Annotated in this window: 6 protein-coding genes; 4 read left to right on the plus strand and 2 right to left on the minus strand. The window is 43.4% G+C overall.

The window, feature by feature from the left end; all coding sequences use genetic code 11:
* Positions 1 to 58 precede the first annotated feature (58 nt).
* Positions 59 to 3,184: a putative Ig domain-containing protein gene (locus NG798_RS22085; protein ID WP_261225872.1), complete on the minus strand. Its 3,126-nt coding sequence runs from the start codon at positions 3,182 to 3,184 to the stop codon at positions 59 to 61.
* A gap of 712 nt (positions 3,185 to 3,896) precedes the next feature.
* Between NG798_RS22085 and cruG the strand changes: the two genes are divergently transcribed.
* Positions 3,897 to 5,102, plus strand: coding sequence for a 2'-O-glycosyltransferase CruG (gene cruG, locus NG798_RS22090; RefSeq protein WP_261225873.1), 1,206 nt, complete (start codon positions 3,897 to 3,899; stop codon positions 5,100 to 5,102).
* A gap of 799 nt (positions 5,103 to 5,901) precedes the next feature.
* Complete coding sequence (locus NG798_RS22095; protein ID WP_261225874.1) at positions 5,902 to 7,794, plus strand: ATP-binding protein; 1,893 nt, start codon at positions 5,902 to 5,904, stop codon at positions 7,792 to 7,794.
* On the opposite strand, the gene NG798_RS22100 is transcribed toward NG798_RS22095, so the two are convergent.
* Entirely contained in the window at positions 7,733 to 11,110 is a 3,378-nt protein-coding gene (locus NG798_RS22100; RefSeq protein ID WP_261225875.1) for a PAS domain S-box protein, read from the minus strand. The genes NG798_RS22095 and NG798_RS22100 overlap by 62 nt on opposite strands.
* Before the next feature lie 471 nt (positions 11,111 to 11,581).
* Between NG798_RS22100 and NG798_RS22105 the strand changes: the two genes are divergently transcribed.
* On the plus strand, positions 11,582 to 12,868 hold the full coding sequence (locus NG798_RS22105; RefSeq protein WP_317619623.1) for an FAD-binding oxidoreductase: 1,287 nt from the start codon (positions 11,582 to 11,584) through the stop codon (positions 12,866 to 12,868).
* A gap of 44 nt (positions 12,869 to 12,912) precedes the next feature.
* Positions 12,913 to 14,286, plus strand: coding sequence for a (Fe-S)-binding protein (locus NG798_RS22110; RefSeq protein ID WP_261225876.1), 1,374 nt, complete (start codon positions 12,913 to 12,915; stop codon positions 14,284 to 14,286).
* The last annotated feature ends 97 nt before the right edge of the window (positions 14,287 to 14,383 follow it).

Raw genomic sequence — 14,383 nt, forward strand, 5'->3', positions numbered from 1 at the left:
AACTGGTTATTCAATGGGAACGGAAAATTAAAAACAAAGGTAATGCTGTTTGTCTGGTTTAGCTGCGTAGCAGCTTATCAGCATTGCGAGCACCAACAATTAAATCAGCCAAACCATCACCGTTGACATCGCCTGCACTGCTGACAGAATAGCCGCTATTGTCCAAAGCCGCCTCGCCATTGATGATAAAACCACCACTACCGAGAGAACTTAAATTAATTGCCGTATTGTCTGTTTTGCCAAACACCAGATAAGACTTGCCGGCATCATTATTAGGAGCAGGATCAGCAAGGCGAGCACCAACAATTAAATCAGCCAAACCATCACCGTTGACATCGCCTGCACTGCTGACTGATATGCCGCTCAAGTCCGCCGCCGCCTCACCATTGATCACAAAACCCTTCGCCCCAACTGGCAAATTCGTCCCTGATACAATATTACTTAAATTGACGGCATTAACCGAAGTAATATTTAGACTTGCCGTTGCCGAAGCACTCCCCCCATTTCCATCTGATATGGTGTAAGTAAATGAGGCTGCACCTGTGGCAGTGGGATTAAATTTTATTACCCCATTTGTCAGAGATACAGTGCCGTTTGTGGGGTTTGAAACTCCTGTTACTGTCAAAATATCATTATCGGCATCGGTATCATTTTTCAGTAAACTTGAAGCTTGGATTAAAATTCCTGTGCTCAACAAAACTGTTGCATCTGGCATAGGGTCATCCACAGCCACCGGCGCATCATTAACATGAGCTACAGTAAGATCAAAATTGCTTGATACTGAAGCATTACTGCTATCTGTTGCTGTCACTTTTACACTGATATTGCCGATATTTCCGTTGAGTGGGGTTCCAGAAAATGTCTGTGTAGTGGCATCAAATGTCAACCACGAAGGTAATGCTGTTCCATCGGCAAGTGTGGCAGTGTAAGTTAAAGTATCTCCTGCATCAATATCGCTAAAAGTGCCGGCTGGTATGGCAAAGTTAAATGCTGCATCTTGACTGGCATTTTGATTGCTTATTGATGTGACTGTTGGGGCATCATTAACATTAGCTACAGTAAGATCAAAATTGCTTGATACTGAAGCATTACTGCTATCTGTTGCTGTCACTTTTACAGAAATATTGCCGATATTTCCATTAGCCGGTGTTCCAGAAAATGTCTGTGTAGTGGCATCAAATGTCAACCACGAAGGTAATGCTGTTCCATCGGCAAGTGTGGCAGTGTAAGTTAAAGTATCTCCTGCATCAATATCGCTAAAAGTGCCGGCGGGTATGGCAAAACTAAATGCTGCATCTTGACTGGCATTTTGATTGCTAATATTCCCCGCACCAGGAGAATTATTAACAGCATTAACAGTCAAAATAAAGTCATCAATGATGGCATTTCCAGTCGGATCTGTAGCGGTAATTTTAATTTCTAAAACCCCTGCATTTGCATTAGTTGGTGTGCCACTAAATGTCAGACTCGTAGCATTAAATGTCAACCACGAGGGTAGGGGTGTTCCATCTGCTAAGGTGACTGTATAAGTTAAATTGTCATTTTGCGGATCTTGAAATGTTGTAGCGGGAATGGTGTAATTAAATAAAGTACCGGCTAAAACATCGTTTTTATCGGAGATAGGAGTTGCTACAAATGGCGTTTCTGGTGATGCTGCTGCTATGACTAAATCAAAGTTTTGATTTGCGGTTCCACCTTTACCATCGCTGACACTAACTGTCACAGAAAGTGTGCCGATATCGGTGGCTGCTGGTGTCCCTAAAAATGTCTTAGTTGCTGGATCAAAGGTTAACCAAGATGGCAGGTTATTTCCATTAGTTAGTTTAACGCTATAGCTGAGTGTATCTCCATCACTATCGCTAAAACTGTTCGCTGGAATTTGAAAATTAAAGGCACTTTTTTCTGTTGCTATTTGTGATGTTATTGTTGTCCCAATTGTGGGTGCATTATTTGTTGGTGTGGGTGTGGGTGTGGGATCTGGTGTGGGTGCCGGTGTGGGATCTGGTGTGGGTGCCGGCGTGGGATCTGGTGTCGGCGTGGGATCTGGTGTCGGCGTGGGATCTGGGGTGGGTGCCGGTGTGGGATCTGATGTGGGTGAGGGATCTGGTGTCGGCGCGGGATCTGGGGTGGGTGCCGGTATTGGTGTCGGCCTGGGATCTGGTGTCGGCGTGGGATCTGGGGTGGGTGCCGGTATTGGTGTCGGTGTGGGTGCCGGTATTGGTGTGGGTGCCGGTGTTGGTGCGGGTGTGGGATCTGGTGTGGGTGCCGGTATTGGTGTTGGTGTCGGTGTTGGTGTTGGGTTAGGTGCCGGTGTGGGTGTCGGTGCCGGGGGTAGAGACGTTCCTTCGGAACTTCTGTACGGTGTTAAACCTACAAAATCACTTCGCTCAATTGTAGCCGCTTCTATGCCCCATAAAATTGCTAAATATTGCCCGGAAATCGTTTCTTGAATAATGCTCGATCCAGCATACTCTCCAGTGCCGGCAAAAATCCTTAATTGCTCAAAACTTAATCCACCAATAACTTCTATTTTGTCAGAACCTTTAACAAAATCTGTAATCCAATCGGCATCTTTAATTTGGGCAGCGGCGGTGGATAATATTCCAGAGATATCTTTGACTAAACCAATTACAAAAGTATCATTACCAGTAGCTCCGGTTAGGGTATCTGCCCCTAAGCCGCCAATGAGCCGGTCATCTCCCATATCTCCTGATAAGATATCGTTGTCTGCTCCTCCGTTAAGGGTGTCATTTCCTTTTCCACCAGCTAGGGTATCACTGCCGGTGTTTCCGAAAAGTTGATCCTCCCCTCCATTGCCAAAAATCAAATCATCACCGCTACCACCGATGAGAACGTCTTGCCCGTTACTATCATTATTGCTGCCGTCGGAACATCCACCAAATAAAGTATCGTTGCCAAGCTCACCATTCACTGTATCATTGCCAAGATCACCAGAGGCTTGATCATTTCCAGCGCCTCCCTGCAAGAGGTCGTTGCCCCGTCCCCCCCGTAGAGTATCATTGCCTTGATTGCCAAATACTAGGTCATCGTCTGCATTTCCAAACAGCAGATCGTCATTGCTATAGCCAAGTAAGATATCATTCCCGGCTTCTCCAGTAAGGATGTCTGCTTCTATTGTTCCGATTAAAATATCACTGTTGCGGTTGTCTTGTTGTTGCGACATAAATTTTGGAATCTTAAAATTTAAGATTCTGAGCATTTAAAATGCAGAGCTAAAGCAGCACTAAGCCAAAGTCAAACCTCAACAGATATTAAATTTACCGTTTAATCTTTTAGGTTTACTAAATACTGCCGACTTTTTCTGCCTTTATATATAAAACCAGTCTTTAGGAAGATGACACCAAAAAAACTACGGAATATTCGGCTTTTTGGGGGAGGGGAAGCCTAAAATAAGGTGAAAATACTCTTGACAAAAGCCCTGGAGTAGCCTATAGGATAAAAAATTTCCATCAGAAATAAGCAAACAAAAAGACAAAACAATAATAAACAAACAATTTAATTTTTGAAGAACCGGCAGCGAATAAAGAAGAGAAAAGCAGTTGACATCTATACCCCACCCATGCTATGCTAAAATTGATAAGGAAGAACTATCTTGCATAGAAAAGAAGAGTGCGGTTGCCTCAAGACGACTAGAGAGAGAAAATAAAGAATCAGAACCATACCTCAAAAAACCAAAAAACCTCTCTTGTACCTAGCTGTGATACCTCTGTTGACTTCGGCGTGACAAAAAAGCCCAGCCACCAAAGAAAAAACCATATTGTCAAAATTAAACGAAAACAGCTATCAGTTGGTTTGAAATGATTGTTAGTGTGTCCTCTGTGGCTGACAATTAAATATGAATTAAAGATTTAGTGTGTGTTGTGTTGAGTTATTTTTTGAGTTTTATTTACCACATTCCTTTGAATTTGTCAAGTAATTTTTTCCTAATCGGACTGTTGGTGGTACAGGTGCCGGCAGTTGTGATTTTGCTGTCCCGCTTGGCAAAAGGCCCAAGCCGTAAACCTCCGATAGAACCGCAACCGGCCAGCCCTGAGTTGCTGGGTAAGGTGAGTGTAGTCGTACCCACCCTCAATGAAGCAGAACGCATTGGCCCTTGTTTGGAAGGTTTAACTCGGCAAAGTTATGAAGTGCGGGAAATTTTGGTGGTGGATAGCCGGTCAGAGGATGGAACAAGGGAACTGGTAAAGGCGGCGGCAGAAAATGACCCGCGTTTTCGTTTAATTACGGATGACCCCCTACCGACCGGCTGGGTAGGCCGGCCTTGGGCTCTGCACACCGGCTTTTTGCAAAGTTCTGAGGGTAGCGAGTGGCTTTTAGGCATTGATGCGGATACTCAACCGAGTCCGGGGTTAGTTGCCGGTTTGGTGAAGGCGGCGGAGGCGGAGGGCTATGATTTAGTTTCGCTTTCGCCGAAATTTATCTTGAAATATCCGGGTGAATTGTGGTTACAACCGGCCCTTTTGTTGACCTTAGTTTATCGGTTTGGCCCCACCGGCGCGGGTAATGCCAAAGCCGAAAGGGTAATGGCAAACGGTCAATGTTTTTTATGTCGGCGTTCGGTTTTAAAAACAGTTGAAGGCTACACCAGTGCTCGCAGTTCGTTTTGCGATGATGTTACTTTAGCCCGAAATATTGCCGCTGCTGGCTATAAAGTTGCTTTTTGGGATGGGGCAAAACTGCTAAAAGTGCGGATGTATGATGGTGCTCTGGAAACTTGGCGCGAATGGGGTAGAAGTCTTGATCTTAAAGATGCCTCTCGTGTAAGTCAAATGTGGGGGGATATTTGGTTACTTTTGGCAACTCAGGGTTTACCTTTGCCGGTGGTTTTAGCAACTTTATTGATTACTCATTCGCTGGCGGTGTCTTTCACAGCAGCCGGTGTTTTGTTGGGGCTAAATTTATTTTTGTTGCTGGTTCGGTTTGGGTTAAATTTTGCTGTTAGTCAGTCTTATGATTTTTCTCAGGCTCAGGCCGGTTGGGTTTTTTGGCTTTCTCCTTTTGCTGATCCTTTAGCTGCGATCCGAATTTTGCTTTCTTCGCTAACCAAACCGAAACAATGGCGGGGACGTAGTTATCAATAAACGGGCCGGTGGAGGGGATTTTTTTTTGCTGGCAGGCAAATTGCCTGTCGGTTCGCTTTTTTTGAGAAATAAAACAAGGCTTTTAAAATGTACTTTTGTGGTGGGAAATTAATTTAATTTGATTTAAAGAGTTATTACAAAAAAATTATAAAGATTTCGCGGATTCATCAGAGTGAGAATATATGATCTTATGATGGAGGGAGGCAAGCGTTCTTCAGCGGCGGATTCAAGATTTGCTGTTTTATTTTGGCATCCAGACTCCTCCTCAAGACATAAAGATTTTTTTAGGTCAGTGTGCGCGAGAAAGAGAGCCCGTTTGTTTCTGACATTGGGCTGGCAAGAGATAGCTTTAACCAATTGTAACGAAGCGGTAAAAGCGGGGTTGCAAACTTGCCTGGTACTAATTGCAAAGGCAAAGGCTTACTCATCAGGGCTTTTTGGCGGTTGTGAGGGCAGACTTTCGGCAACTGCTAGAATTGTTTCATAACAACAGTAAAAAATTTTACTTGATAATTGGGATGGCAGAAGCATAAAAACTATGATGGTGAAATGTTATAGAGAAATTGAGATATTGGTGGTGGAAGACAGCAAGAGGGATAGCCTTTTAAGGAAAAAACCGCTCAATTGTCTACAAATCATTAAGAATTTCATGTTTAGTTCGCATCGAAAAAGTGGGCTAGACTTTTGGTGGAGAGAAAGTGAGTATGCTGATTAAGTTATTTTTTCTCTAACTTTTTAGCGATAAAAAGAGATTTTTGTAATAAAGCCCTTAAGCTACCACGCCTTATGAGGAGAATCTATGAAAGTGCTACCAATTAATGTTTTAATTGTCGAAGATAGCCCAAGCGATGCGTTATTGTGGCAGACAATGTTTTCGACGACGGATTCGCAAGGGTGGCGAGTTTTTTGGGTGAAGAGGTTAAAAGAAGCGGTGGATAGTTGCCGGCAGTGTCAATTTGATGTGGTGCTGCTGGATTTATCTTTGCCAGATTCAGACGGATGGGAAACGGTTGCTGAATTTCACAGTGCGGTTCCTGATGTGCCGGTGGTGGTATTGACGGCGGAAGAAAGCGAAGAAGTTGCGATGCAAGCAATGGCAAAGGGAGCACAAGATTATTTGGTAAAAAATCATATTACTTATCACTTGTTGCTAAGAGCACTTCGCTATGCAATTGAGCGGGGGCAAATTATTAAACAATTACGCGATAGTCAGGAGCAATATCGGGTAATTTTTAACGGTTCTTTTCAGTTGATGGCGGTATTGAGCGTGGAAGGAATATGTTTAGATATTAATCAAACGGCGTTAGATTTTTTCAAAAAATCACGACAAGATTTTTTAGGTAAACGAATTTGGGAAACGCAGTTTTGGCGAGAATCTGAAGAAACAAAACAGTTGTTCCAAACAGCAATTTTAACGGCGGCTGAGGGGAAATTATTTCGGGATGAAATTCAGATAAAGGGGATGGAAAACGGGGGGGTGTGGGTGGATTTTTCGCTGAAGCCGGTGGTGGATGAAAAGGGAAAAGTGGTGCTGCTGATTGCCGAAGCGAGAGATATCAGCGACCGCAAAAAAGCAGAAAATGCTTTGCAAGATGCCAAAGAACAATTACAAGCTGTTTTAAATGCTGTGCCGGGAATTGTGGCTTGGGTTGACAGGGATTTGCGATATTTAGGGGTGAACCAAAACTTAGCAAATATTAAAGATTTGCGGGCGGCGGATTTTGTGGGTAAAAAAGTAGGATTTCACAAAAAGGGCTTGGATTTAAGAGATTTTTTGCAGGAGTTTATGGCGAGTTCGGGAATGGCAGCTAGTCGGATTATTGAATTAGAAATTCTGGGAGGGCGTAAAAATTATTTAATAGTGGCGCAGAAATATCAACAAGGCTTGGCTGCGGTTATCGTTGGTATTGATATTACTGAACGAAAAAAAATTGAGGAGGAAATTGTTAAGACTCTGGAAAAAGAACGGGAACTTAATCAATTAAAGTCTGGTTTAATGCGCTTACTCTTCCATGATATTCGCAACCCGATCAGCAAGATTTTGGTGAGTGCTCAGATGTTGCATAAATTTCCAGAAGATTTTGATATAGAAACAAGAAACCAGCAATTTGAACAAATTTATAAATCAATTGGGGAGTTGCTAAATTTATTAGATGAAGTTTTGGTAAGGAGCCAGACTGAGGCTGGCAAACTTCTTTATAAACCGACATCTATGCCCTTACGAAATATTGCTCAAGAATTGGTGAAAAGCATTACGCCTGTCAGAGAAGATACGCCGATTGTTTTTATTTGGGAAGGGGAAGAAGGGCCGGTAGAAATGGATGAATTTTTAGTGCGGCATATTTTAACAAATTTACTACATAATGCCGTCAAATATTCTCCCCAAGGTGGCGAAATTAGCTTTAAATGTAAGCGGGAGGAAAATTTGGTTATTTTTAAGGTGAAAGACCAAGGGATAGGCATTCCCTTAAAAGATCAGGCAGAACTTTTTGAGACATTTCATCGGGCGAGTAATGTTGGCAAAATAAAAGGTACCGGCCTGGGATTATCGATTGTTAAAAAATGCGTTGATTTGCACGGTGGCGAAATAGAGTTAGAAAGTCAAGAAGGAGTAGGAACAACTTTTATAGTTAAACTTCCTTTAAAGAAGTGTACACTTTCGGTTCATAACGCACCGGCAAGCGAACTGTAAAAGTAGTGCCGGTGGCAATTTTACTTTCTACAGAAATTGTGCCGCCGTGTAAATCTACGGCCTTTTTAACAATTGCTAAACCTAAACCTGTCCCTGGAATTTTGCCGACATTACCGGCGCGGTGGAAGGCTTCAAATAACAGAGGCAAATCATCAGCGGGAATGCCAATTCCCTGATCTTGTACCTGAAAAATTACCTCTTGATCGAGATAAGTCAGCATCAAGCGAACTGTCCCCCCTAGAGGAGAATATTTAATGGCATTGGAAAGCAAATTTGTCAAAATATGCCGCAATAATTTGTCATCAAGACAAGGAAGAAAAACCGTTTTGGGAAAATCTTTATATTTTTCCAAAATTCGGCCCGAACTGCTGTAAGATACGGCTGGAAAATTCAGCGCCAGCTTGCAATCTTCTAGCAATTCGCGGCAAAACTCTTCCACATCCAAAGGTGCAGGCTCAAATGCGAGTTTACCGGCTTCGACTTTACCAATCACCAGGACGTTTTCTAACAAATCCGTCATTTGATTTGCGGCGGCTTTAATTCGTTGAAGATAACGGAGTTTTTTCTCTTGTGAAGATTGCTCTCCATAATGTTGTAATAGTTCAACCGACATAACTATGCTGGTGAGAGGATTGCGAAATTCATGGGAAACCATCGAAACAAACCGAGATTTGATTTCATTGAGTTGTTTTTCTGTTTCTAAAGATTGATGTAACTCAACTATAGACTGCTTTCGCTCGGTTACATCTTCAGCAATACCGGCAATGCGATAAACCATCCCCAAGGAATTGCGAATAGGGAAACAGCGATTCCAAATCCAGCGGATAGAATTATCAGGCAAAACAATGCGAAACTCTTGGCAAACCGGCACGCCTTCCGACAAAGGAATACTGATTCCAAATAACTGGGGACGATCTTCGGGATGAACCGCATCAAGCCAAGAAAGCGGCTGCTCATAAACACTGGCACAACTTCTGCGCCAAATTTCCTCATACCCCGGACTCATGTAAATCATCTGTTGTAGATCGGGCGTTGCAATCCAAAAAACCTCACGGATATTTTCTGCCAATTGCCTAAATTTTTCTTCACTAAATTGCAATGCTTCTTCGGATTTTTTGCGAACGCTGATATCTTCTACCATCCCCAAAGCATAGAGCATTTCTCCGTCTTCATTTTGGATTACAGCCGTTGTTAAGTGAACCCAAACAAGTTGGCCGGTTTTAGTAATAAAACGCTTTTCAATTTGATAGCGATCTATTTCTTTGTTTAAAGTCCGATTAATATAAGCCATTTCTCTTAGCTTATCTTCGGGGTAAGTAATATCTGTCAGTGTTAAACCGGTTAATTCTGATTCTGTGTAGCCCACAATTTCAGAAAAAGCAGCGTTAACTTTAAGAAAGCGATAACTCTCTGCCAAAACCAGCACCATTCCCACCGGCGAATCATCAAAAACTCTGCGGAATCTTTCTTCACTTTCGCGCATAGCCGCAAGAGAGCGCTTACGCTCGATACTAAAAGCGATGTGATTGGCAATTGTTTTAGCTTGTAATAACTCGGTTTCGCTGAAGTTATGGGGGCCGGTGTAACCCACCATAAGCTGTCCTAAAACCCGGCCTTGAAACACCAACGGAATAAACGCTACCGAACCAATACCAGCCTCAAGTAAAATCGTTTTTCCCGAAGCAATATTAGACATTCGCAACGTTTCAATATTCGAGATAATCACCGCTTGTTTACTGGCTTGAGAATACCCCGATAAGTAATCTTCAATACCTTTTTCGTGAATTTCTTTAATCCCGCGTGCTGCTTTAAAACAAAGCCTAGTTAAAGGTAAAAAATCGAAAGGATTTTGATTATTAATTAACAAATTATCCGATTTTTTATCTCCAGTTTCCCAAATCAAAATCCCCGAATACTGCGAGCGAAAAGTTTGATAAATAGCATTTAAACCTGCTTCGTAAATTTCTGTGTTAGAAATAGCTCGTCCGATTGCATCGGCTAGATAATAAAGCGCTTGTAATTGATTAAAACGTTGGCGCAGCGCAGTTTGAGCTTGTTTGCGTCGGCTGATTTCACTTTTCAACTGTTCATTAACTCGGCGGAGTTCGCGGATGCGCTGTTCCACATAAACTTCTAATTCTTGGTGAGCAGTTTGAAAAGCCTGCTCTGCTTTTTTAACAGCAGTGATATCGCGGCCAACCGCTTGAAACTCGATAAAACTTTCTTGCTCATCAAATAAAGCCCGAATTGTCCATTCTAATTGCCGAATTGCACCGGCCTCATAGCAATGCTCAAAGGTACAAACAGGATCATCAGGACTTAACCGGCCCAGAGAATTCCAAAGTTTAGTGCATTCTTCTACCACCACACCGGCTAAAAAATTGCGTCCAATTAATTCTTTGCGATCTAAGTTAAAAAACCGAGCATAGGCGCTGTTAACAAAAGTCAGAATACCGCTGCCTAAAAAACGGCAAATCAATTCTGTTTGCTCCTCAACAATTGCCCGATAACGGGCTTCGCTTTTTTGCAGTGATTCTTGGGCATTTTTGGCAAGCGTAATATCACGAGTAACGCCTTCTACAGCAATCAAATTTCCCCTTTCATCATAAATAGGAATCGGGCGAATTTCTGTCCAAATAATGCTGCCATTTTTGTGAATCCAACGCAAAACTAAAAAATCACTCATGGGCTGACGATTCACCCATTCATTAAAAACATCTCTGTCATCTGGATGGACAATTTTACTCCCCAAATTAGGGTCAGCATAATGCTCTTCAGCGCTGTAACCAGTGATCGTCAGGGCGGCGGGGCTGACATATTCAAAACCGCGAGGAGGAGTCAGCCGGTATCGGTAAATAATATCAGGCAAGTTTTCTGCAAGACGGAGATAGCGGGCTTGAGTTTCTTGTAAAAGTAATTCGGTTTGCTGCTGTTGGGATCGCTGCTTTTTTTCTTCCAGGGCGTCGCTGACGGCTTTGCCAAGCCGACTGATGTTGTTTTTGAGCACATAGTCAGCGCAGCCTTGCTTAAGACACTCCACAGCAATTTCTTCGCTTTGGCTGTGAGTGACGACAATCAAAGGGATATCTTGGTGTTGTTGGCGTAATATTTGCAAGGCTTGGGCGGCACCCAATTGGGCTTGCTGGTAGTTGCTAAGGATGATATCGGGGTTGCTGTGGAGGGCTGCTAGGAAGTCTGGCTGGTTATCCACCCGCTGCCAGTCGAGAAAAAAGCCAAACTGACGCAGTTGTTGGAGGGTGATTTCTGCGTCGGTGGGGGAGTCCTCTATGATCAGAAGGCGGATAGATGGAGACATAGGCTTGCTAAAACAAAACCGCGATCAAAGGCGGAAGATCGGGATGGTAAGAGGGTGAATGAAGGCGACATCGTTCTATTTTTGCGCTTTCTAAATTAGCGGGAAAATAGCAAATGGATATTGTCTGAGGCAGATGGTAGGGTATCCTACCTCCGGCATTCCCAGCGCTTTGTCAGCTTCAATTTTCACCCTGCGTGTTTATTCGAGTGGGATTTTAATGTAATCAAATCATTTTTTTAGTTTAATGCCTATTTTATTTAGTTTGCGGTTGGGCTGAGCGAACTACCGACAGCCGCAGTGCCTATTGAACCGGCGTCCCCTTGCCCCTAACTCTCGAAGCGAAAACTTTTTTTCGTTTCCCCTATGAGGGCTGGAGGTTAAGGGTGTGAAGTTTCTCTCGATTCAAGATGGGGGCTGCCGGTTTAAAATGCTCTAAAGACAAATAGGATTTTGGGGATCGCTTTGGCCATTGTGCAGCAACTAGAAACAATTGTGGGTTCGGCTGGCATTTATTCTTATCCAAATTTGCCGGCATCTTGGAAAGGGCGTATCGCAGAAACCGTCACCCCTGAAACTGAAATTGATTGCCTTGTCTGCCCCCAAAGCAGCGCTGAATTGGCGCAGGTGATGGCTTTGGCTTACCGCCAGAATTGGCGGGTTTTGTGTGCCGGTGCTGGAAGCAAACTGCACTGGGGGGGTTTGCCCGAAGGGGTGAATTTGGTTGTCAGCACGACAAAACTCAATCGCTTAATTGATCACGCCGCCGGCGATATGACGGTTACGGCAGAATCAGGGATGAAATTCAGCGATTTACAAGCGATTTTAGCTCAAAAAGGTCAATTTTTGCCCCTGGATGTGCCCTATAGTCAGGAAGCTACTCTGGGCGGTATTGTGGCCACCGCTATCACCGGATCGCTGCGTCACCGTTACGGCGGTGTTCGTGATTTGTTGATTGGTTTGTCTTTTGTCCGATCTGATGGCGAAATTGCAAAGGCCGGTGGTCGGGTTGTTAAAAATGTGGCCGGTTATGATTTGATGAAACTTTTCACCGGCTCTCATGGCACATTAGGGGTAATTTGTCAAGTAACTTTTCGAGTTTATCCGCTGCCGGATGCGTCGCAAACAGTTTTGCTGACAGGAGAAAAAGCGGCAATTGCTGAGGCTGCTAAAATTTTGATGGCATCAGCGCTTACTCCAACGGCAATGGATGTGCTCTCACCGGTTATTGTCTCACAATTGAATGGCGCTGATGGGATGGGGTTGTTAGTGCGTTTTCAAAGTGTTGCAGAGAGTGTGCGCCAACAATCTGACCGGCTTTTGGAAGTGGGAAAAATGTTAAGTTTAAAAGGCCATACCCTGACAGATGACAGTGACTTATGGCAACAGTTAAAAAATTTGATGTGGAATTCTGAGCGCGGGGATCAAATTCTTTGCAAAATAGGAGTAAGACCGAGTAATGCTGTTGAGGCTTTGGCTGGGTTTGATAGTTTGAATGGTAGCGGTGTAATTCATGCCGCTAGTGGGTTAGGAGTTTTGCGCCTTGAGGAAAATAGCGCCGTTGAAAAAGTAGAAAAGTTGCGAAAAATTTGTGAAGAAAAGGGGGGATTTTTGACGATTTTGCAGGGTGGGGTTTCCTTAAAACAAAAATGTGATGTCTGGGGATATAAAGGCAATGCTTTGGAGGTTATGAGAAAAATAAAAACCCAGTTTGATGAGAGAAATATATTATCGGCGGGCCGGTTTGTTGGTGGGATTTAGGTTAGGGCATTGGTAGAAATCAAGACAGGAAACCAGTAAAAAGTATGACGATTTCTGATGAATTAAAGTGGACGAATGTGCAAGCTTTGGTGGAGGCCGGTGCAGAGGAAATTGGGCCGGCTTTTGATGCCAAACATCCACCCGATCCAAAGTTAATAGATACCTGTGTACATTGTGGATTTTGTTTATCTACTTGTCCGAGTTATCGGGTAATTGGTAAAGAAATGGATTCTCCGAGGGGTCGCATTTATTTGATGGATGCGATTAATGAGAAAGAGGCCGGTTTAGATGAAGCGACAGTGCCTCATTTTGACTCGTGTTTAGGGTGTTTGGCTTGTGTTTCTACTTGTCCTTCTGGGGTGCAGTATGATAAATTGATTGCTGCAACTCGTCCGCAGGTAGAAAGGAATTTTGAGCGGTCATTACCGGATCGATTAATTCGGAGTTTGATTTTTAATTTGTTTCCTTATCCGGGCCGGTTGCGTCCTTTATTAGCGCCGCTTTTTGTTTATCAAAAATTAGGCTTACAAAAGCTGGTTCGCAGTACAGGAATTTTGCCAAAGATTTCGCCGAGATTGGCTGCAATGGAGTCTATTTTGCCGCGAATTTCTGTTGAATCTTTCCGCGATGATTTGCCGCAAATTATTCCGGCGCAGGGGGAAAAGCGTTATCGTGTGGGGATGATTTTAGGCTGTGTTCAACGGTTGTTTTTTTCGCCGGTGAATGAGGCGACAGCGAGAGTTTTGACGGCCAATGGTTGTGAAGTTGTGATTCCAAAATCTCAGGGTTGTTGTGCAGCATTGCCGGCCCACCAAGGACAAGAAGAACAAGCGCAATCTTTGGCAAGACAAATGATTGATAGTTTTGCAGGAATGGAGTTAGATGCGATTATTATTAATGCGGCGGGTTGCGGTCATACTTTGAAGGAATACGGGCATATTTTGCAGGATGATTTGGCTTATCGAGAAAAAGCCGAAGCGTTTTCAAATAATGTAAAAGATGTGCATGAATTTTTGGCAGAGGTGGGTTTAACGGCAAAATTAAATCCAATTTTTGATAAAGATTTGAAGATTGTTTATCAGGATGCTTGCCATTTGTTGCACGGTCAAAAAATTAGTTTGCAACCGCGTAAACTGTTGCGAGAAATTCCGGGGGTGACGTTGAAAGAGCCGGTGGATGCGGCTTTGTGTTGTGGCAGTGCGGGGGTTTATAATATGCTTCAGCCGGAGGTGGCGGATGAGTTAGGTCAGCAAAAAGTTGAGAATTTGCTGAATACTGGGGCGGAGTTAATTGCTTCTGCTAATCCGGGGTGTTCTTTGCAAATTAAAAAGCATTTACAATTGCAAGGAAAGGATGTTTTGCTGTTACATCCGGTGGAATTGTTGGATTATTCAATTCGCGGTGTTAAATTTTCCTAGAGTGATGCTCTGTCCAGCATTGTAGGGGCCGGTGGACAGAGCATTTAGCTATTTTCTCCTATCATATTTTTAAAAAAAAGTCAAGGTCAATAAGTAA

Source organism: Ancylothrix sp. D3o (assembly GCF_025370775.1).
In the GTDB taxonomy this organism is placed as follows: domain Bacteria; phylum Cyanobacteriota; class Cyanobacteriia; order Cyanobacteriales; family Oscillatoriaceae; genus Ancylothrix.

Coding starts and splice junctions, on each gene's coding strand:
- NG798_RS22085 (WP_261225872.1), bottom strand. CDS start 3,184: ATGTCGCAACAACAAGACAACCGCAACAGTGATATTTTAATCGGAACA.
- NG798_RS22095 (WP_261225874.1), top strand. CDS start 5,902: ATGAAAGTGCTACCAATTAATGTTTTAATTGTCGAAGATAGCCCAAGC.
- NG798_RS22100 (WP_261225875.1), bottom strand. CDS start 11,110: ATGTCTCCATCTATCCGCCTTCTGATCATAGAGGACTCCCCCACCGAC.
- NG798_RS22110 (WP_261225876.1), top strand. CDS start 12,913: ATGACGATTTCTGATGAATTAAAGTGGACGAATGTGCAAGCTTTGGTG.